The organism is Methylobacterium planeticum (assembly GCF_008806345.1).
Lineage (GTDB): Bacteria > Pseudomonadota > Alphaproteobacteria > Rhizobiales > Beijerinckiaceae > Methylobacterium > Methylobacterium planeticum.
This window is the reverse complement of the sequence record NZ_VZZJ01000008.1, coordinates 71,917-91,289: the sequence shown is the minus strand read 5'-3', so window position 1 is coordinate 91,289 and position 19,373 is coordinate 71,917. Positions and strand designations below refer to the sequence as shown.

The following is a 19,373-nucleotide window of genomic DNA, read 5'->3' as shown; positions in this document are numbered from 1 at the left end:
AGGGCCCACCAAGCGGCCGATATCGCCCGAAGGCGCATCAGGAGCACGCGACGATGGCCGGAACCCAGGGCCCGACACAGCGCCAGGGCCCGGCCGGCCGGGCGGCGGAGGAGGGCGGCGCGCCGCCGGCGGAGCCATCGCCGGCGGGCACGCCCCCGGACGGGTTGCCGCCGCGGGAGCGCATGCTGGCGCTCCTGGCCATCGCGCTTGCCATGACCATGGCGATCCTCGACGGGGCGATCGTGAACGTGGCCCTGCCGGTGATGGCCAAGGACCTGGCGGTGAGCCCGGGGGCGGCGATCTTCGTGGTCAACGGCTACCAGATCGCCGTGACGGCGGCGCTGCTGCCGCTGGCCTCGCTCGGCGACATCCTGGGCTACCGGCGGGTCTATCTCGGGGGGCTCGCGGTCTTCACCGTCGCCTCGGTGGCCTGCGCGCTCTCGCCCTCCCTCGCGGTCCTGATCGCGGCGCGGCTGGCGCAGGGGCTCGGGGCCGCGGGCATCATGAGCGTGAACATCGCGCTCGTGCGCTTCATCTATCCCCAGCGGATGATCGGGCGGGGCGTCGGCAACGTCGCCCTGATCGTCGCCATCGCGTCGGCGGCCGGCCCGACCGTGGCGGCCGCGATCCTGACCGTGGCGACCTGGCCCTGGCTGTTCCTCGTGAACCTGCCGGTCGGCCTCCTGGCGCTCCTCGTCGGCTCGCGCACGCTCCCGGCAACGCCCCGCAGCGGCGCCCGCTTCGATGCCCTGAGCGCGGGGCTCAACGCCCTGACCTTCGGCCTGCTGATCATCGGCATCGACGGGATCGGCACCCCGGAGGGGCGCGGGCTGGCGCTCGCCGAGATCGCCGGGGCGGTCGTCGTCGGCTCGGTCTTCGTCTGGTACCAGCTGCGCCTGCCGAGCCCGCTCCTGCCCGTGGACCTCCTGCGGATCCCCGCCTTCGCCCTCTCGATGGCGACCTCCATCGCCTCCTTCGCGAGCCAGATGGTGGCCTATATCGCCCTGCCGTTCTACTTCCAGGACGTGCTCCACCTCTCGGAGACCCAGACCGGCTTCCTGCTGACGCCCTGGCCGCTCGCCATCGCGGCGATGGCCCCGGTCTCGGGGCGCCTCGCCGACCGCTACGCGCCGGGCCTCCTCGGGGGCATCGGCCTCGCCATCATGGCGGCGGGGCTGACCGGGATGGCGCTGCTGCCGCCCGCGCCCTCGACCCTCGACATCGTCTGGCGCCTGACCCTGTGCGGCCTCGGCTTCGGCCTGTTCCAGTCGCCCAACAACAAGGTGATCATCACGAGCGCCCCGCGGGAGCGCAGCGGCGGCGCCAGCGGCATGCAATCGACGGCGCGCCTCACCGGCCAGTCGCTCGGCGCCGCCCTGGTGGCGGTCCTGTTCGGGCTGACGCACGGGTCGGGCACGGCCGAGCCCATCGCCCTCTCGCTCTGGTGCGCGGTGGCGCTCGCCGGCACCGGGGCGCTCGCGAGCGTGCTGCGGCGCCAGCCCGGCGGCTAGCCGCCGCGGGGCCCGCCGCAGCGAGGGCGTTCCGGGTCGTCGGGGGGCAGGGTGGGCGGACCGCCTCGTCGGGATCGGTCCTGCGGTCGTCCGGCAGACCAAGAACGGTCCGGCCGGTCGGGGAATATCCGGGGCTCCGGATGGGCCCTCGCCGGGGCGGCGCCCTCCGGCGCCGGGGCGGGACCGGAGCGGCCGTCCCGCCGCGGATCCCCGATACCGGGGCTCCGGATGGGCCCTCGGCCGCCGCGGCCCCCGCGGCGGGCGGGGACCGGGGCGCGTCGGGTGGTCTCAGGACTTCAGGTGGGCCGCGAGATGCTTGTTCATCTCGAACATCGTGCACTTGTCCTTGCCGAAGACCTTCTTGAGCTTGTCGTCGGCCAGGATCTCGCGCTTGTTCGCCGGATTCTGCAGGTTGTGCTTCTTGATGTAGTCCCAGACCTTGCTGACCACCTCGCCGCGGGGCAGCGGGCTGGTGCCGACGATGGCGCCGAGCTCGGCCGAGGGCTTGAGCGGCTGCTGCAGGGCGTTCGGCTTGGCAGCGCCGCCTTCGGCCTTCGCCTTGGGGGCAGCCTTCGCCTTCGGCGCAGCCTTGGTCTCCGTCGTCTTGGTCGCCATGATTTCCTCCGGTGCTCGCGCTTGAAACGCGGACGCGTGGCAGCTCCGCTGGCCGGAGCGCATAGCTGCAACAACTAAGCGGTGCCGCGAGCGTTCCAAGGGGAAACTGTCGTTATCCCCGCTCTCATCCACAGGTCTGGCAGGCTCTGAACGGTTTCCGTGCCGTTCGGACGGCCCGAGGATCGGTTCAAATCGGGCGATGACTTGCCCAGACCACGCCACTACTTCGCGCGGGGGCGGGATCGGGCGGCCCCTCGGGGGGTGCGAAAAACCAAGCCGCCGCAAACGCTTAGTGGAGCCCTCGAAGGGGCGCGCCCCGTCTCCCGCCGCGCGGCCCGCGCCTGGGGCGGTCCGGTGGCGCCCGTCCCCCGGGCGGGGGCCGCGCGGGCGGCGGATGGCCCGATCCCGGACGAACGATTTTTGCGCACGAAACGCCCGGTTAAGCCCCGGCTGCCAGCGTGCGCGCATGTTCATCACCGCCACAGCCCTCGCGCTCTGCTCCGCCTGCGCCCTCCTGCTCGGTCTCGGGGCCGCCATTGCGGCCGAGGCGCGCGGCGACGCGGCGGGCCGGGACGCCGGCCTGGTCTGATCGGCGCCCCGCCCGGCGCGCGCCTCGGCCGCGGCCCCGGAGCCGGCCGGCCCGGCGCCCCCCCTTCGCGGTGAGCCGGCGCGGCCACCGCCTCGCGCCGGCGCTCCCGAGGGTCGGGACGCCCCGCACCGGAACCCGCTTCCGCCCCGGCGCTTACCTTCGCTCACGGGCCCGTCCGGGCCTCGCGGCCCGCCGGATGCCCCGGCCCGGCGCCCCCTCGAGCGATGCGGGAGCTTCCATGCCCACAGACCTGCCGACCGATCCGCAGAACGAACGCCATCTCCGGGCGCCCGGCTCGATGGAGCTCGACCCGGCCAGCGAGGGCGTCGCCATCGACGAGACGCCGCGCCTGATCGCCTCGAACAAGGTCGAGGGCACGGCGGTCTACAATCGACAGGGGGAGCATCTCGGCTCGGTCCACAACTTCATGGTCGACAAGGTCTCGGGGCAGGTCGCCTACGCGGTGCTGGCCTTCGGGGGCTTCCTCGGCCTCGGCGAGAACCACCACCCCCTGCCCTGGCGGGCGCTGACCTACAGCGTCGAACTCGGCGGCTACGTGGTCGACCTCGACCGGGACACCCTCGCGGGCGCCCCGAGCCACGGGCCGGGCGAGGACGCCTTCGCCGACCCGAGCTATGGCGGGCGCCTCGACGACTATTACGGCGGCCGGCTCGTCCCGACCGCCTGACCCGGCAGAGCGGCGACCCCGGACCCGGGGTCGCCGGCTTCACCGCGTGGGGCCGGAGCCGGGCCCTGCGGAACTCCGCTTGGCCCCGGTTCCGGACCGGCCATTACGACAGCACATTGTCGTGTTGACATTCAGTTGTCGACGGGACAGGAATGGGCGCATGACGCGCCTCCATCCCGCCACCGGCGAACAGACGGACCGCCTGCGCCGCGCGCTGACGGGCCTCGTGATCGAGGTGTTCCGCCTCAACGGCGACCTGCTTGCCGCCGGGGACGCCCTGGTCGGCGACCTCGGGCTGACCAGCGCCCGCTGGCAGGTGCTCGGCGCAGTCGCGCTCTCGCCCATGCCCCTCCCGGTGGCGCACATCGCGCGCAACATGGGCCTGACCCGGCAAGCCGTGCAACGCTCCGTGGACGAAATGCGCGAGGACGGCTTCGTCCGCCTCGAACCGAACCCGCATCACCGACGCGCCATGCTCGTCACCATGACGGAGCGGGGCGCAGGGGCCTACCGCGCCGCGAGCGAGCGGCAGGGACGATGGGCCGAAGCCCTCTCGGCCGGCCTGCCGCCCGAGGGGATCGAGGCCGCCGGAGACCTGCTGCGCGAGATGCAGCGTCGCCTTGGGGGTCTCGATACCCCTGCCGCCGCCGTCATCGAGATCGAGGAGACCTGAGATGCCGAAGTTCGTCGAGATGGATCGCGCCGTCACGCTGGCCGATCAACTCAAGAGCGAGGAAGGGCCGGTGGTCCTGATCAACACGTTCGTCATCTCGTCCGAGGACGCCGACCGCTTCCTGGCCGCGTGGGGTGCCGACGCCGCCATCATGAAAGGTCAGCCCGGGTTCATCTCGACCCAACTCCATCGCGGCATCGCCGGTAGCGGCACATTCCTGAACTACGCCGTCTGGCAGTCGGTCGCTCATTTCAGGACTGCCTTCGCCGACCCCGCGTTTCAGGCGCGGCTGGCGGATTACCCGGAGAGCGCGACGGTGAGCCCGCACCTGTTCCACACGATCGAAGTTCCCGGCATCTGCGTCGCCTGAGCGACGATTGCTGCCGACCTCGCATGCGAGGTTGCCGCGCCGCTTGCCTCCCGGCAGGATCGCGTGGCGGCCCCGGTGAGGCGTGGCGATGGGCGTGGCGATGGGCGTGGCGATGGGCGTGGCGATGTCCTGGCAACTGCACTGGCTTGAAGCGTCCGGCGATCTGAGCCCGTGGCGTGCCACGATCATCGCGGAAGTCGAGATCGCCCGGAACGCGGTGGCGGGCGTGCTGCCCCCGGCCCCGCTCGACATCCTCGTGCAGCGCCTGCCCGGTGCGGTGATCCCCGAGACAGGGACCGCGGGACAAGCCATCCGGGGGAGCTTGTTCTCCCTCGCGCTCGACCCCGACAATCCGAATTTCGAGCGGTCTCTGCGCGATGGGGGCCTGCGCCGGACCGTGGCTCACGAGGTCCACCACTGCCTGCGCATGGCCGGCCCCGGCTACGGCTGGACGCTGGGCGAGGCTCTCGTGAGCGAGGGCTTGGCGGGCCAGTTCGTGAGCCGCCTGTTCGGCTCGCCGCCCGAGCCGTGGGACTGTGCCGTCTCCGACGCGGCGCTCGAGGCGAACCGTCCGGATCGGGCGACGCTCATCGGCGCCGGCTACGACCACCGGGCTTGGTTCTTCGGCTTCGGGGGACGCTATCCCCGCTGGCTCGGCTACACCCTCGGCTACCGGATCGTGGGCGACTGGCTGGACGCCGCGCCGGATATCGGCGGCGACACCTGGATCAACGTCCCCGCACACGACGTCATCGCGGCAGCCTCCGGGCGCACCTTGTCGAACCTCTGACGCGTCGACCAGGTCGGCCCTCACCACCACGGCCCGCAACCCACCGCAAGCCGATGCCGCGCCCGGGTCCCGAGCCTCGGATCCCGGTTCATCCGGCTGGCAGGAGAGCCCGGATTCGGATCGCCTGATCCCGGGACAGCCAGCCCCGGCCGATCCGGCCGCCCCGCGGCCGAGCGCCGGCACCCCGAAACCACCCTCTCGAAGGCCTGAATCGAAGGCCTGAATCGAAGGCCTGCGCGCGCGAGACCTCGGCGCGGCCGCCATCGGCGCGCGAGCACGTCCGGCGATCGGTCCGCAAATATTGTCACGCCTCGACGAAGTTCAATCAAAGGTTGAGAAAATACTAGTTCGGATAACCCTTGGTAATAGTTTCAGCAAATTTATCACATTCGCGCGATTTGTTTTGAAACCGCCGACAGACGACATTTAAACAGGTCTGGATGGCTCGATCTTTCTTGAATTGAAATGTCCTACCTGTATCTTCAGGTCAGGTTTGGCTAAAAACTCCTCACAGATCAGGATAGATGGCAAAAAATGACCTTCACTGAAGCCGAATAGGTCGATAGGGCGAAAATCGCTCAGATTTGACCGCCTCGAAGGGCGAGCCGGATTGGGTGCCGCGCGCAGGGCCCGAGCGAAGACCTGTGTGCGCGTCCCCAGGGAACCGGTGCGAGACCTGATCTGCGCACCGGCGACATGGAGACCGCGTCGATCGACATCACGTCTCGCACCGAAAAAGTCTGGAATGAGCGAAGTCTTGGAGCATAAGTCGCGAACGAACATGACGTACAATATCCCAAACCTTGCCTTCTCGTCGCGCGAGTTCCTGCGCATGATCGAGTCGTTCGGGCTTTCCGGCAATTGGGGCTGGCATTTCGCGCGCAACGAGTACATCTGGTCTTCCGGGATGTACAAGCTCTTCGGAATCGAGGACGGGTCGGTGCAGCCGGATTACGAGCTGTTCCGCAGCCTCGTCCATCCGGAGGACCGGGCCAAGCTCGAGGATGCGGGGCAGATCCTGCACGAGGGCATCCTCGGCAACCACACCTTCCGCATCGTCCGGCCGGACGGGACCATGCGGATGGTGCTGAGCCGCGGCGACGTCTACTTCACGCCGGACGGGGCGCCGGCCGGGGCCGCCGGCGTCGTGCTCGACATCACGAACCAGCAGCGCGCGGCGCTGGCCGTGCGGGTGCACAACGACCGCCAGCGGGCCGTGTTCGAGCACGGCATGATCGTGCCCTGGGTCTGGACGGGCGACGGGCAGGCCCTGCACGCCCCCGGCTGGTGCGAATTGACCGGGATCGCCCCGGAGGACCTTCAGCGCGACTGGCACGCGCCGATCGAGGACCGGGCCGCCATCCTCCAGAAATTCGCGGAGGCGCGCGAGCGGGGCGAGGCCTCCTCGCTGGATTTCGCCGCCAAGCTGGCGGACGGGAACCGGGTCGCGCTCCGGGCCCTGATGGTGCCGGTCTCCAACGGCGGCGGCCCCGTGCGGGAATGGACCGGCCTGACCTTCCCGCCGACCTCCGCCACCCCGGAGCCGAAGCGCCAGCCCCTGGCCCCCGGCAACGAGCAACTGGTGCGCGGGCTGCACCTGCGGGCGGCGCGCGGCCTCCTCGACTGGACCCTCTCGGACCTCGCCGAGGCCAGCAAGCTCTCGCTCTCCACGATCCGGCGCCTCGAGGAGGATGCGGACGGGCCGCTGGCGCGCAGCCGCCACGCGGTGGTCCAGGCCCTCCGCCAGGCCGGCATCGCCTTCACGATCGTCGAGGGCACCACCCTCGCGGTCGCCAAGGTGGCCTGAGCGCCGGCCGGGCCGCCTGGGCCCGGCGGCCGTCCAGGCCGTTTTACCGGCTCAGAACTTGCCGCCGACGCCGACGCCGCCGCTGGCGCTGAGCGCGGGGGCGAGGCTCCCGGAGGACGAGGAGCCGCCGCCGGCGCCCTCGATCTCCTCGCGCTGGATCCGGCGCGGGCCGGCCTCCGCCGCGCGGGCCTCGCCGCGGCTGTTCTGCGGCAGGTCGAGGCGCCGGGTCGGCGCGGTCTGCAGGGGGTTGCCGTCCGGATCGGTCGTGGGGGTGCGCACCTCGCGGTTCGACAGGGCGCCGCGCATGGAGGGCGGCGGCCCGAGATCGGAGGCCGGCATCACGCCGCCGCCGCCGCCGCCGAGGGCCTGGCAGCCGCCGAGCGCCGCCGTCGCCAGCGCCGCCGTCGCCAGGAGCGCGAGCAGGCCGGAGCGGGCGCCCAGCCCGGGCCGGGCCGGGACCGAACGGGGCTGGGGGGAACCGGACATCGGGGCCTGGGACATAAGGGCCTGGGACGTGGGAACCTGAGACATGGGGGGCCTGATCCTCTCCGTGGCCGCACCTGACGTCACGGCTCGTATTGTCATTCGGCGCCTCTGTACGACGAGGTTTTGGCGAAAACCAGTCACGCTCCCGCGCGCAGCACGGGCCCTGCACCGGTTCGGGCGCCGCCACGGCGCGGCCGGACGGGACGGGAGGGCGGGCCGTGGCAGCGCCCCCCTGGACAGGGCGGCCCGGCGCGGCCACCCTCCGGCCCGGATCTTGCCGCAACCCCGCGGCTCCGGATCCATAACTTCGCCTTGGTCCCCGCGCATACCGGTCCGCATCCGCCCGCCTCGGAACCCCCCGGAACGGCCGCGGTTGTGCCCCGGAGCCGGCGCGACACTTCATCGAGGAACCCGCGTGTTCAGAACCGTCCGGATGATCGCGACCACGACGATCACCCTGTGGGCCGCCGCAGCCGCTGCCGACAACGCCGCCCCGGCCCCCGCAGGCGGCGAGGCCGTGCCCGGCGCCGCCGCCCCGGCCCAGCCCGCGACCACGCCCGTCGCGCCCCAGGCCGCGCCGCCCCAAGTTCCTCCGGCCCAAGTTCCTCCGCCCCAGGTTCCTCCGGCCCAGGCCCCCCCGGCCCAGGTTCCTCCATCCCCGGCCGCCGCCCCGCCGCCCGCCGCGACCGCGCCGGCCCAGATCCCGGTGACGCCGCCGCCGACGCCCCCGCAGGGCACCCCCGCCACGGTGCTCGACACCCAGGATTACGAGAGCGTGCTCGGCAAGGGCGTGCGCAGCGCCAACGGCGACGAGCTCGGCCGCATCATCGACGTGATCATCGACAAGGACGGGCGCCCGCGCGCCGCCATCATCGATTTCGGCGGCTTCCTGGGCGTCGGCTCGCGCAAGATCGCGGTGGACTGGCGCTCCCTGCGCTTCACCACGGACGGCAAGCCCGGCCGCCTCGTGCTGCAGCTGAGCCGCAACCAGGTCCGGGTCTCCCCCGAGTACAAGGCCGGCGAGCCCATCGTGGTGCTCGGCCCCGCGAGCCCCGCCGCGCCGGACGCGGCCGACCAGGCCACGGCGCCCCAAGCCCCCCCGCAGGCATCCGCGCCGGCCGCGACGCTGCCGGGCTCCGTGGTTCCCGCCCCCGCCGCGGCCCCGCCCCCCGCGCCGGCCGACAAGCCCCCCGAGAAGGCGCCCGATAAATGACGGTGCCGCGACCCCAGTACCGGCGCGCCGTCCACCCGCGCGAGCGCATTGCGCCGCGCTTCGAGCACCGCACCCGCCCGGTGCGGTTGAGCGAGGCCTCCCCGGAGGCCACGGAGGCCGCGCCCGACGTGATCCCCCAGACGCCCTCCGACCTGCCGACGATCTCGCGGGCGAGCCGCCGGGGGCTCGACGCCTTCGCGTTCTTCGTGGCGAACCTGCAGACCGGGTTCGGGCCGTTCCTGGCGGTCTACTTCACCCAGGCCAAGTGGACCCAGTCCGACATCGGCTTCGCCCTCACGGTCGGCAGCCTCGTCAGCCTCCTCGGCCAGGTGCCGGGCGGCGCCTTCGTGGATGCGGTGCGCTCGAAGCGCTTCGCCGCCGGGGTCGCCGTGGCGGCGATCTCGGCCAGCGCCTTCGCGCTCGCGGTCTGGCCGAACTTCCTCATCGTGCTGCTCGCCATGGCGGCCCACTCGGCGGCGAGCTGCGTGCTCACCCCGGCCATCGCGGCGATCAGCATCGGCCTCGTCGGGCATGCCCGGGCCGGCGAGCGCCTCGGCCGCAACGCCAGCTTCCAGGCGCTGGGCAACGCGCTGGCGGCGGCCGGCATGGGCGCCTGCGGCTACTACCTCTCGAACGACGCGGTGTTCTACCTCACGGCGACCCTGGTGGTGCCGACCCTGATGGCCCTCTCCTCGATCCGCCCCGGCGAGATCCGGGACGTCAGCGCGCCCTCCCCCGGCCCCGGCGAGGCCGCGGCCCCGGCAGGCGGCTCCGGCCTGCGAGCCCTGGCGACGAACCGGGCGCTCCTGTGCTTCGCCGCCTGCATGGTGCTGTTCTTCCTGGCGAACGCCGCCCTGCTGCCCCTCGTCGGCAGCGTGCTGACGCTGCGCGCCAGCGAGACCGCCACGGCGCTGATCGCCGCCTGCATCATGGTCCCCCAGGGGGTGCTGGCGGTCTGCGCCCCCGCCTTCGGCCGGGCCGCCGAGCGCTGGGGCCGGCGCCCGATGCTGCTCGTCGGCTTCGCGGCCCTGCCGGTCCGGGCCCTGCTCTTCGCCTACACGGACAGCCCGACGCTCCTCGTGGCGATCCAGGTCTTCGACGGCATCTCGGCGGCCGTGCTCGGCGTGATGGTGCCCCTGGTGGTCTCCGACGTGACCCGGGGCACCGGCCGCTTCAACCTGGCCCTCGGGGCGGTCGGCACCGCCATGGGGATCGGGGCGGCGCTCTCGACCTCGCTCGCCGGCATCATGGCCGACCGGCTCGGCAGCCACACCGCCTTCCTCGGCCTCGCGGTGGTCGGGCTCGCGGCCTTCGGCCTCCTCGCCCTGATCATGCCCGAGACCCGGCGCCGGGGAACCGCCTGATACCGGACGAAGCGCAAAATCGCGGGGCCCGGCACCGAAATCGCATCCCGCTCAACTCACGTTCAGCTTCAATGGATAAAAGCATTCCGGACGGGCGGGCCCTTGCAACGTATGGTGACGCTTTCGCGTTGCCGCCACAGGGATCACTTTCTCGCATGCGTGCAAGCGCGTCCCTCTTCGCCCGTCAGGTTCGCTGAAATCGAGATGGCCATCGCGATGGAAGACCTCTGCCAATATGCCGACCGGCCGTGGGCCTTCGTGGGGCGCTACCTCAAGCGCCGCGCGCTGCCGCACGCCGTCATCCTCGTGGCCGTGCTGGGCGCGGTCGGCTTCTCGGTCAGCACCGACTACGCCCTCAAGGGCGTGGTCGACGCCCTGAGCAAGGGGCCGCAGGCGGGGCTGATCTGGGGGGCGCTCGGCGTGCTGATCGCCTTCATCGCCGCCGACAACATGCTCTGGCGCGTGGCGAGCCTGGTCGGCTCCTTCACCTTCGTGGGCGTCACCGGCGACATCCGGCGCGACCTCTTCCGGCACATGACCGGGCACTCGCCCTCCTTCTTCGCCGACCGTCAGCCGGGCACCCTCGCCTCGCGCATCACCGCGACCTCGAACGCGATCTTCACGGTCGAGAACATGTTCGTGTTCAACGTGATGCCGCCCTGCGTCGCGGCCTTCGGCTCGATCGCCTACATCGCCACCGTCAACCTCACGATGGCGGCGGTCCTCGCCGGCATCTTCGGCGCCGTCGTCATCCTGATGTTCAAGATGGCCGCCGCCGGCAAGCCGCTCCACCACGACTTCGCCGCCAAGGCCGCGAGCGTCGACGGCGAGATGGTCGACCTCGTCGGCAACATGCCGCTGGTGCGCGCCTTCTCGGCCTTCAAGCGCGAGTTCAAGCGCTTCGACGGCACCATCGGGGTCGAGATGCGCTCGCGCCGCTCCTCGCTGCTCTACCTCGAGAAGCTGCGCATCGTGCACGCGATCCTGACCGTGCTGGCGGTGCTCGGCCTGCTCTACTGGGCCATCACCATGTGGGAGGCGGGCCAGGCCACGAACGGCCAGGTGGTCCTCGTCTGCACGCTGGGCATCCGCATCCTGGCCGCCACCCGCGACCTCGCGGTGGCCCTGGTGGACGCCACCCAGCACACCGCCCGCCTGTCGGAGGCCCTCCACACCCTGCTGCAGCCCCACGACCTGATCGACCACCCGGAGGCCGTGCCGCTCACCGGCCACGGCGCCAAGATCGACTTCCAGCACGTCGCCTTCGACTATCCGGACGGCCGCGGCGTGTTCACGGATTTCGACCTCGCCATCGAGCCGGGCCAGCGCATCGGCCTCGTCGGCAAGTCGGGCGGCGGCAAGTCGACCCTGTTCTCGCTGCTGCAGCGCTTCTACGACGTGAAGGGCGGCCGCATCCTGATCAACGGCCAGGACATCGACCGGGTCACGCAGGAGAGCCTGCGCGAGGCCATCACGGTGGTGCCGCAGGACGTCTCGATGTTCCACCGCTCGCTGCGCGAGAACATCCGCTACGGCCGGCCCGACGCCTCGGACGAGGACGTCTGGAAGGCCGCCGAGGCCGCCCATTGCACGGACTTCATCAACGCGCTGCCGGAGGGCTTCGACACCATCGTGGGCGACCGCGGCGTCAAGCTCTCGGGCGGCCAGCGCCAGCGCATCGCCATCGCGCGGGCGATCCTCAAGGACTCGCCGATCCTGCTCCTCGACGAGGCCACCTCCGCGCTCGATGCCGAGTCCGAGGAGGCGATCCGCCACGCGCTCGCCAACCTGATGAAGGGCCGCTCCGTGATCGCCATCGCGCACCGGCTCTCGACCCTGAAGGATTTCGACCGGATCGTGGTCCTCGAGGGCGGCCGCATCATCCAGGACGGCTCGCCGGACAAGCTCACCCATCTGGACGGCTTCTACCGCGAGCTGATGAAGAAGGAATCGATGTCGATGTCCGCCCTCGCCGCCGCCTGACGCGGCCGGGCGGGAGTGGAGATCGGGCCGGCGCGGGGAGACCCGCGCCGGTTTTTTCATGCGGGGCCACGGTCTGGGCGTCCAGCGCCCCTGTTCGATGGCGGAGCGCCCCCCCTCTGCCGACCGGGTGAGGGGTGCGACATGTCCGGATGCGTCGCATCCCTCACCCCGGCCCGCTGCGCGGGCAAACCTCTCCCGTTCGGGAGAGGGGGCCCGTCGCGCCACCCGCGCCCACCTCAGGACCACGACTCACTCCGGACGGCGGTGCACCCACCTCTCCCGTCCGGGAGAGGTAGAGTCGGCGCCAGCCGACCGGATGAGGGATGCGACCTCTCCGGAAAGGTCGCACCCCTCACCCCAACCCTCTCCCGCACGGGAGAGCGGGCGCGTCGCGCCACCCGCGCCCATCTCGGGACCACGATTCACTCCGGACGGCGGGCCGCCCCACCTCTCCCGTCCGGGAGAGGTCGAGTCGGCGCCAGCCGACCGGGTGAGGGATGCGACCTCTCCGGATGCGTCGCATCCCTCACCCCAACCCTCTCCCGCACAGGAGAGGGGGCGCGTCGCGCCACCCGCGCCCATCTCGGGACCACGATTCACTCCGGACGGCGGCCCGCCCCACCTCTCCCGTCCGGGAGAGGTCGAGTCGGCGCCAGCCGACCGGGTGAGGGGTGCGACCTCTCCGGAAAGGTCGGATCCCTCACCCCAACCCTCTCCCGCACGGGAGAGGGGGCCTGTCGCGCCACCCGCGCCCTTGAACGGCAGGGCGCGGACGGCAGAGCGCCCCACCTCTCCCGTCCGGGAGAGGTCGAGTGCGCGGCACGCGCACCGGGTGAGGGGTGCGACCTCTCCGGAGAGCGAGCCTCCCTCACCCCGGCCCGCTTCCGCGGGCAAACCTCTCCCGCTCGGGAGAGGGGGCCTGTCGCGCCACCCGCGCTCACCACGGAACCACAACGCACTCCGGACGGCAGAGCGCCCCCCTCTCCCGCACGGGAGCGGGGATGTGGCGACGTTCGTCAATTTTGAAATTCCGGCGCGCTCGGGCCGCCGGGCCGGGGCCGAGGGCGCGCTACTCCACCACCAGCTTGTAGCTCTGCCCGGTCCGCAGGGTCGCGCCGCGCTCGAGCCCGTTGAGGACGAGGAAGCGGTCGAGGGCGCGGTCGGAGACTGCCATGCGCTGGGCGAGATCCTCCGGGGTCCCGGACGGCGCGGGCACGATCTGGATGCGCAGGGGCTTGAGCGAGCGGGTCTCCTCGGGGGAGACCGCCGCGAGACTGCCGGTCCAGCGGCGGAAGGCGGGATCGGGGTCGGTGGCGCCCTTGGCGGCCATGATCATCCGGTAGGTGGCCTCGCCGACGCGGATCGCCGCGAGGCGGAAGGTCCAGTCCTTGCCGCGCGAGACCGCCACGACCGCCGGATGGCCCGCGATGGTGCGGCCCTCCACCGAGCCGGCCTCGATCGCGTCGTTCCACGTCGCCTTGAGGACGTCCTCGAGGCTGCGCTCGGGGTTCGCCTCGACCTGATCGAACAGGAGGCGGCGGCTGCCCTCGTTGGTGGTGCCCAGCACCGCGTTCTTGGTGTTCTCGATGGTGAAGCCCTCCGGCACCTCGAAGGCGATGCCGAGGCTCGGATGCAGGAAGCGGCGCCCGCGCACCACGCCCTCGCCGGGATTGTCGCCGTAGGCGATGCCGTCGATCGCCGCGAGGTAGCGGGCCCGATCGTCGGTGCCGACCCCCGGCGCGCCGATGCGGCGGGCGGCCCGGGTGACGAGGGTGATGCGCTCGGCCGTGCCCGGATGGGTCGCCAGCATGTCGGGCTCGCTGGCGCTGCCGGCGCCGGTCTTCAGCGCGATGGTGCGGTTGAGCGCGGTGAGGAAGCGGCCCGCCCCGAACGGGTCGTAGCCCGCCCCCGCGAGGGTGCGCACGCCCACCGCGTCCGCCTCGAGCTCCTGCTCGCGGGAGAAGCGCGCCAGGGCGAAGCGGGACTGGTTCTGCAGCTGCGCGCCGGTGGCGGGGTCGTTCAGCACGTCGGCGACGACCCGGCTGACGAGCTGCGAGCGCAGCTCCAGCTCGGTCCGGGCGTTGGCGTGGCTGAGGGTGACATGCGCGATCTCGTGGGCCAGCACCGCGGCGATCTCGGAGGTGTCGCTCGCCAGCGCCAGCAGTCCCCGGGTGGCGTAGAGCCGGCCGTTCGGCAGCGCGAAGGCGTTGACCACGGGGGAGTCCAGCAGGGTGACCACGTAGGTCTGGTCCGGCCGCTCGCTCGCCTTGACGAGCCGGTCCGTGACCTCGGAGACGAGGCGCAGCGTGGCCGGCGCCCGGTACTCGCCCCCGAAGGAGCCGACGAGCTTGGCGTGGTCCGCATCCGAGACGGTGCGCGCCCGGCCCGTGGTACGCGGCGCCTCGGCCGGGACGGACACGGCGGCGGGCGTCAGGACCGCGCCGGTCTGGTCGCCGGCGCAGGACGCGAGGCCGAGTGCCAGGGCGGCCAGGCCCAGGACGGCCCGGCCGGAAACGCCATGAGCCAAGACGCCCTGGCCCGGCGCGCATCCGCGCGCGGATGCCGGCCCCCGGCGCCGGCTCGATCCCTCGGCTCGCTTCGCAACCCCGCCCATGCCGTTCAGCGCCGCAGCGCCCGCTCCCTCTCCGGACCCGCCCCCGGGTCGTGGCCTCGTCCGTCGTCCTCGCCCAGGACCTCGATCATCTCGGCGCTGGCGACATCGATGACCGGCCCGCGCCCGATCTCGACGATGCCCCGAACCCGGACGATCCGGCCCTTCAACCCGGCCGCACTCAAACCATGATCCTGCAGCCGGCGCCAAGTGCGCTTCGACACGATCACGGTCAAGCCGTCCTCGCCGCGGCGCACGAAATCGAGATAGGTGCGCGCCGCGCGCTCGCCGACGCCGACGATGCGCCCCTGCGCCACCACGAAGCGGCCGGCCGCCGCCCGGAGCGCCGCACCGTCCGCCGCCGCGGGCCCCGGCGCGCGCCAGAGGCCGAGCCCGGCCCGGCGCGCCGCCGCCTCCGCGGCGAGGAGACCGGGGCGGCAGAGCACGTCCCCCTCCCCGGCATCGACCTGCGCGAGGCCGCTGCGAATCAGGCCGCCCGCGAGGTCGACCGGCTCGACCTCGGTGCCCTTGGCCTCACCCGCGCCTGCCTCGCCCTCGGCGATCGCGTCGATGCGGCTGCGGCCCCAGCGGTCGGGCTCGCCCCGCACCGTCACCGTCAGGGCGCGCCCGCGGTGGCGGGCGAGCCACGCCGCGGCGGCCCCGGCCGCGTCCGGATCCTCCGGCCAGCGCAGCGACCCGAGGAGCGCGCGGCCGCCGGAGCCCAGCGCGATCTCGCCGCGGGGGCCGACGCCCTCGATCCGATCGATGCGGGCCGGGGCGGCGCGGCACTCCGCCGGGCCGGACCGCGGGGCCGCGAGCGCGGGGCCGCCGGAGATGAGGCCCAGCACCGCCGCCCCGGAGCGCATGCCCCATCGCATGCCCCGCCGCATGTCCCGCCGCATGTCCCCCTGCCCCGTCATCGCCGCCCTGCCTGCCCCGCGCCGTCGTCCGAACGTCAGACTGCCCCCCGAGTGCGGCAGTCTGACGGAAAACCCGCCGCCCTGTCCGGCCCGCGGGGCGTTTTCCACCCCCTGCGGCAGGGGCGTCACACCGGGCCGGCCCGCCGCGCTCGAGGCCCGGCCAGGGTGCCGCCGGATTCGTGCAAAATCGGGGCCCCGCCCGGCGCGCATGGCCGGTTCGGCGCTTCGTACGGTTTCTCCGGGGTTCGGCTATTGTGTCATTCTACACAATCAGACAGAGCAATCCGCCACAGCGGAGCCCGCCGCGATGCCCAACGACGCCGATCCGCCCGCACGCGACTTCGTGCCGGCCCTGCCGCCCGCCGGGCCGGGGCAGCTCGACGCGTGGTGCGCGGACGAGCTCGAGAAGGCGGCGGCCTGCCTCGAGGACGTGGGCGAGCGCGCCATGGCGGCGAGCCTGCGCGGCATCGGCATCCTGCACCGGGTCAAGGCCCTGGAACTCGACCTGCGCCAGCTCGGCCGATCCCCAGGGACGATGGGACCGGGGGACACGGCACCGGGGAACACCGCCCCGATCCGGTTTGCCTTGCGGGGGGATGATGGTAAGGACGGGACGGTTCAGTCTCCGTAGCTCAGCTGGACAGAGCACAGGTTTCCTAAAGACATGAATTGGGCGCCGCGCCGGGAAACCACGCGGCGGATCCGCTCAAATTCGGGGAAAGCTTCCGGCGCAAACGGCGCCCTGCCGATCCCGAGCCAAGCCTGGATTGGACCTGATGGTCCCCGGGGCCTTCAGGCCTTCGGGGGCGTCGGGTCCTCGGGGCCTTCGGGCCTTCGGGGCCTTCAGGCCTCCAGGAAGGTGTAGAGACTAGACGGGCGGCACCTAACGGCCCCGCGCTGGCGCGGGTCCCACGGTGAAGGGATAGTCCAGGCCACGAACGCCCGTCCGGGCGGCGGCGAAAGCCGAAGTGGTATGAAACCTGGGGTCGCAGGTTCGAGCCCTGCCGGGGACGCCATCGCCTCCCGCCTCCGACGGCGCGAGGCCGTTCCGGAGCGGGCCGATGCGCGCGAGCGCTGAGGCCCGGTTTCGTGCTAGAGTCCGGTCGGGTGAGTACGTATTCGAACGTCGCCGTCGTGACAAAGTGTCAACGGAACCTTAAGCGTGAATGCGCGGAACCGCGGATCCCAAGGTCCGATGGCTGAGGCGGGCGTACGAGACACGCGATGGCTGGACAGAAGACCGATCAGCGGGACGCCTATATCGGGCAGCGCATCGCCGAGGAGCGCCGCCGGGCCTCGCTGACGCAGCGGCGCGTCGCCCAGAGCTTCGGCATGTCGGCCGCGCAGCTCCAGAAATACGAGAAGGGCACGAACCGCATCAGCGCGGTCCATCTCGAGATCCTAGCCCGGATGACCGGCGTGCCGATCGAGCACTTCTTCCAGGGCATGAAGCGCCTCGACGACATCCCCCTCGACGGCTTCGGCGAGAACCGGCAGCAGCCCTATTCCGGCGAGAGCGAGTGGCAGGGCCTCGTCGAGGTGGTGGCGCGCCACGTCGACGAGCATTTCTCGGAAGGGGCCCGGCGCGACCTCGCGGCCGCCGTCCACGCCCTCGACCGCAAGTTGAACGGCTGATCGGCCGGAAGTTCCGTACGATATATCGGACGCGTTCGGCAAACCATCTTGACCGGTGGCGGGGCCGGTGCAAGAAGTCGAGCTTCGTCAGACCGGGTCTAGCGCCAGACGCATGAGGGCGCGCCCGCAACCGGGGGTGCATCCCATGCCGCGTTCCGACTACCTCTTCACCAGCGAATCCGTCTCCGAGGGCCACCCCGACAAGGTGTGCGACCGGATCTCCGACACCGTGGTGGACGCCTATCTGACGGCGATGCCGGAGGCCCGCCTCGGCGTCGAGACCCTGGCCACCACGAACCGCATCGTGATCGCCGGCGAGGTGCGCGGACCCGATTCCGTGACCTTCCGGGACCTCGAGCACCTGACCCGCGAGGCCGTGCGCGACATCGGCTACGAGCAGTCCGGGTTCCATTGGAAGAACAACGACGTCGCCATCCACCTGCACGCGCAATCCGCCGACATCGCGCAGGGCGTCGACGCCGCGGGCAACAAGGACGAGGGCGCGGGCGACCAGGGCATCATGTTCGGCTACGCCGCCGACGAGACCCCGGAGCTGATGCCGGCCCCGATCTTCTACGCCCACAAGATCCTCAAGGACCTCGCCGACGCCCGCAAGGCGAAGCAGGGCGACGCCGCCCTCCTCGGGCCGGACGCCAAGAGCCAGGTCACCGTGCGCTACGCGAACGGCCGCCCGGTCGAGGTGACGCAGATCGTGCTCTCGACGCAGCACCTCGACGAAACCCTGGATTCGGCGGACGTGCGCGCCATCGTGGAGCCCTACATCCTCAAGGCGCTGCCGCAGGGCTGGGTCACCGAGGGCACGGTCTGGCACGTCAACCCGACCGGCAAGTTCGTGATCGGCGGCCCCGACGGCGATGCCGGCCTCACCGGCCGCAAGATCATCGTGGACACCTACGGCGGCGCGGCGCCCCACGGCGGCGGCGCCTTCTCGGGCAAGGACCCGACCAAGGTCGACCGCTCGGCGGCCTACGCGGCGCGCTACCTCGCCAAGAACGTGGTGGCGGCGGGCCTCGCGAGCCGGGCCACGATCCAGCTCGCCTACGCCATCGGGGTGGCCAAGCCCCTGTCGATCTACGTGGACCTGCACGGCACCGGCAAGGTCGACGAGGCCAAGCTCGAGGCGGTCCTGATGGATGCCATCGACCTCTCGCCCCGCGGCATCCGGACGAAGCTCGGCCTCAACAAGCCGATCTACGCGCGGACCTCGGCCTACGGGCATTTCGGCCGGGCGCCCGAGGCGGACGGGGGCTTCTCCTGGGAGCGCACCGACCTCGCCGCCAGCCTCACGTCGTCCCTCTCCTGAGCCTGAGCATGGCCGGGGGGGACGAGAGCCCCCCCCGACCGGGCGGAGGCGACACGGCGCCGGAGGGTCCCGAGCGGGCCTTCTTCGGCCGCCGCAAGGGCAAGCGCCTGCGGGCGGGCCAGGAGCAGCGCCTCGCGGACCTGCTGCCGAGGCTCCGGGTGAGCGTGCCGCCGGACGGGGGCCGCCTCGACCCGGCGCATCTCTTCCCCGAGCCCAAGCGCGCATACTGGCTGGAGATCGGCTTCGGCGGCGGCGAGCACCTTGCCGCCCAGGCCGCGCGCCATCCCGACATCGGCATGATCGGGGCCGAGCCCTTCGTCAACGGCGTGGTCAAGCTCCTGCGCGCGGTCGACGAGGCCGGCCTCGCCAACGTGCGCATCCGCGACGAGGACGTCACGGCGCTGCTCGCCGCCCTGCCGGAGGCCTGCCTGTCGCGGGTCTACCTGCTCTATCCCGACCCCTGGCCGAAGCGCCGCCAGCGCAAGCGCCGCTTCGTGTCGGACGAGTCCCTCGCCGAGATCGCCCGGGTGCTGCGGCCCGGCGGCCTGTTCCGCTTCGCCAGCGACATCGACGACTACGCCGGCTGGACGCTGGTGCGGGCCGCGCGCTGCCGGGCGCTCCGCTGGAGCGCGACGCGGGCGGCGGACTGGACGAACCCCTATCCGGACTGGCCCGGCACCCGCTACGAGGCCAAGGCCGTTGCGGCGGGCCGGCGCCCCACCTACCTGGAATTCGCCCGCGCCGGACCCGCCTGAGGGCCTGCCGGTGCGGCCCGAGGCCTCAGGCGAGCGGAC

18 protein-coding genes are annotated in these 19,373 nt (G+C 72.3%); 14 read left to right on the top strand and 4 right to left on the bottom strand.

Annotation, left to right across the window (positions count from 1 at the left end):
• Positions 1–182 precede the first annotated feature (182 nt).
• Positions 183–1,511, top strand: coding sequence for an MFS transporter (locus F6X51_RS11760; RefSeq protein ID WP_150963960.1), 1,329 nt, complete (start codon positions 183–185; stop codon positions 1,509–1,511).
• A 288-nt stretch (positions 1,512–1,799) separates the two neighbouring features.
• On the opposite strand, the gene F6X51_RS11755 is transcribed toward F6X51_RS11760, so the two are convergent.
• Positions 1,800–2,126: an SWIB/MDM2 domain-containing protein gene (locus F6X51_RS11755; protein WP_150963798.1), complete on the bottom strand. Its 327-nt coding sequence runs from the start codon at positions 2,124–2,126 to the stop codon at positions 1,800–1,802.
• A 466-nt stretch (positions 2,127–2,592) separates the two neighbouring features.
• Here F6X51_RS11755 and F6X51_RS28885 point away from each other — a divergent pair, with 466 nt between their 5' ends.
• The 6 genes from F6X51_RS28885 to F6X51_RS11730 all read left to right on the top strand — a co-directional run bounded on the left by F6X51_RS28885 (position 2,593) and on the right by F6X51_RS11730 (position 7,043).
• Positions 2,593–2,715, top strand: coding sequence for a hypothetical protein (locus F6X51_RS28885; RefSeq protein WP_281407637.1), 123 nt, complete (start codon positions 2,593–2,595; stop codon positions 2,713–2,715).
• A 238-nt stretch (positions 2,716–2,953) separates the two neighbouring features.
• Positions 2,954–3,403: a PRC-barrel domain-containing protein gene (locus F6X51_RS11750; RefSeq protein ID WP_150963796.1), complete on the top strand. Its 450-nt coding sequence runs from the start codon at positions 2,954–2,956 to the stop codon at positions 3,401–3,403.
• Positions 3,404–3,563: 160 nt separating this feature from the next.
• Positions 3,564–4,076, top strand: coding sequence for a MarR family winged helix-turn-helix transcriptional regulator (locus F6X51_RS11745; RefSeq protein ID WP_150963794.1), 513 nt, complete (start codon positions 3,564–3,566; stop codon positions 4,074–4,076).
• Position 4,077: 1 nt separating this feature from the next.
• A complete protein-coding gene (locus tag F6X51_RS11740; RefSeq protein ID WP_150963792.1) occupies positions 4,078–4,446 on the top strand; it encodes an antibiotic biosynthesis monooxygenase family protein in 369 nt (122 codons plus the stop codon).
• A gap of 88 nt (positions 4,447–4,534) precedes the next feature.
• Complete coding sequence (locus F6X51_RS11735) at positions 4,535–5,236, top strand: DUF2268 domain-containing putative Zn-dependent protease (protein WP_246696761.1); 702 nt, start codon at positions 4,535–4,537, stop codon at positions 5,234–5,236.
• A gap of 781 nt (positions 5,237–6,017) precedes the next feature.
• Entirely contained in the window at positions 6,018–7,043 is a 1,026-nt protein-coding gene (locus tag F6X51_RS11730; RefSeq protein WP_191970084.1) for a PAS domain-containing protein, read from the top strand.
• A 51-nt stretch (positions 7,044–7,094) separates the two neighbouring features.
• Here the strand turns inward: F6X51_RS11730 and F6X51_RS11725 are convergent, their stop codons facing one another.
• Positions 7,095–7,529 carry a hypothetical protein gene (locus tag F6X51_RS11725; protein WP_246696760.1) on the bottom strand — a complete coding sequence of 145 codons (435 nt, stop codon included), beginning with the start codon at positions 7,527–7,529 and terminating at the stop codon, positions 7,095–7,097.
• Positions 7,530–7,944: 415 nt separating this feature from the next.
• On the opposite strand from F6X51_RS11725, the gene F6X51_RS11720 reads away from it, so the two are divergent.
• The 3 genes from F6X51_RS11720 (at position 7,945) to F6X51_RS11710 (ending at position 12,089) form a co-directional block, all read left to right on the top strand.
• Positions 7,945–8,742 carry a PRC-barrel domain-containing protein gene (locus F6X51_RS11720; protein ID WP_407658515.1) on the top strand — a complete coding sequence of 266 codons (798 nt, stop codon included), beginning with the start codon at positions 7,945–7,947 and terminating at the stop codon, positions 8,740–8,742.
• Positions 8,739–10,106, top strand: a complete 1,368-nt coding sequence (locus F6X51_RS11715) for an MFS transporter (RefSeq protein WP_150963788.1) — start codon at positions 8,739–8,741, stop codon at positions 10,104–10,106. Before F6X51_RS11720 ends, F6X51_RS11715 begins: the two co-directional genes overlap by 4 nt.
• A gap of 216 nt (positions 10,107–10,322) precedes the next feature.
• Positions 10,323–12,089 (top strand): ABC transporter ATP-binding protein, encoded by a 1,767-nt coding sequence (locus F6X51_RS11710; protein WP_150963956.1) that lies wholly within the window; start codon positions 10,323–10,325, stop codon positions 12,087–12,089.
• A gap of 1,069 nt (positions 12,090–13,158) precedes the next feature.
• Here F6X51_RS11710 and F6X51_RS11705 read toward each other — a convergent pair.
• Positions 13,159–14,703 (bottom strand): M48 family metalloprotease, encoded by a 1,545-nt coding sequence (locus F6X51_RS11705; RefSeq protein ID WP_150963786.1) that lies wholly within the window; start codon positions 14,701–14,703, stop codon positions 13,159–13,161.
• Positions 14,704–14,708: 5 nt separating this feature from the next.
• Complete coding sequence (locus F6X51_RS11700) at positions 14,709–15,578, bottom strand: hypothetical protein (RefSeq protein WP_150963785.1); 870 nt, start codon at positions 15,576–15,578, stop codon at positions 14,709–14,711.
• Between the two features lie 349 nt (positions 15,579–15,927).
• Here F6X51_RS11700 and F6X51_RS11695 point away from each other — a divergent pair, with 349 nt between their 5' ends.
• The 4 genes from F6X51_RS11695 to trmB all read left to right on the top strand — a co-directional run bounded on the left by F6X51_RS11695 (position 15,928) and on the right by trmB (position 19,334).
• Positions 15,928–16,251 carry a hypothetical protein gene (locus F6X51_RS11695; RefSeq protein ID WP_150963782.1) on the top strand — a complete coding sequence of 108 codons (324 nt, stop codon included), beginning with the start codon at positions 15,928–15,930 and terminating at the stop codon, positions 16,249–16,251.
• A 593-nt stretch (positions 16,252–16,844) separates the two neighbouring features.
• Positions 16,845–17,255: a helix-turn-helix domain-containing protein gene (locus F6X51_RS11690; RefSeq protein ID WP_150963780.1), complete on the top strand. Its 411-nt coding sequence runs from the start codon at positions 16,845–16,847 to the stop codon at positions 17,253–17,255.
• Between the two features lie 145 nt (positions 17,256–17,400).
• The gene (metK, locus tag F6X51_RS11685; RefSeq protein ID WP_150963778.1) at positions 17,401–18,579 is read left to right on the top strand and encodes a methionine adenosyltransferase; all 1,179 of its coding nucleotides are present in this window, start codon (positions 17,401–17,403) and stop codon (positions 18,577–18,579) included.
• An 8-nt stretch (positions 18,580–18,587) separates the two neighbouring features.
• Positions 18,588–19,334, top strand: a complete 747-nt coding sequence (gene trmB / locus F6X51_RS11680; RefSeq protein ID WP_150963776.1) for a tRNA (guanine(46)-N(7))-methyltransferase TrmB — start codon at positions 18,588–18,590, stop codon at positions 19,332–19,334.
• Positions 19,335–19,373: the final 39 nt, after the last annotated feature.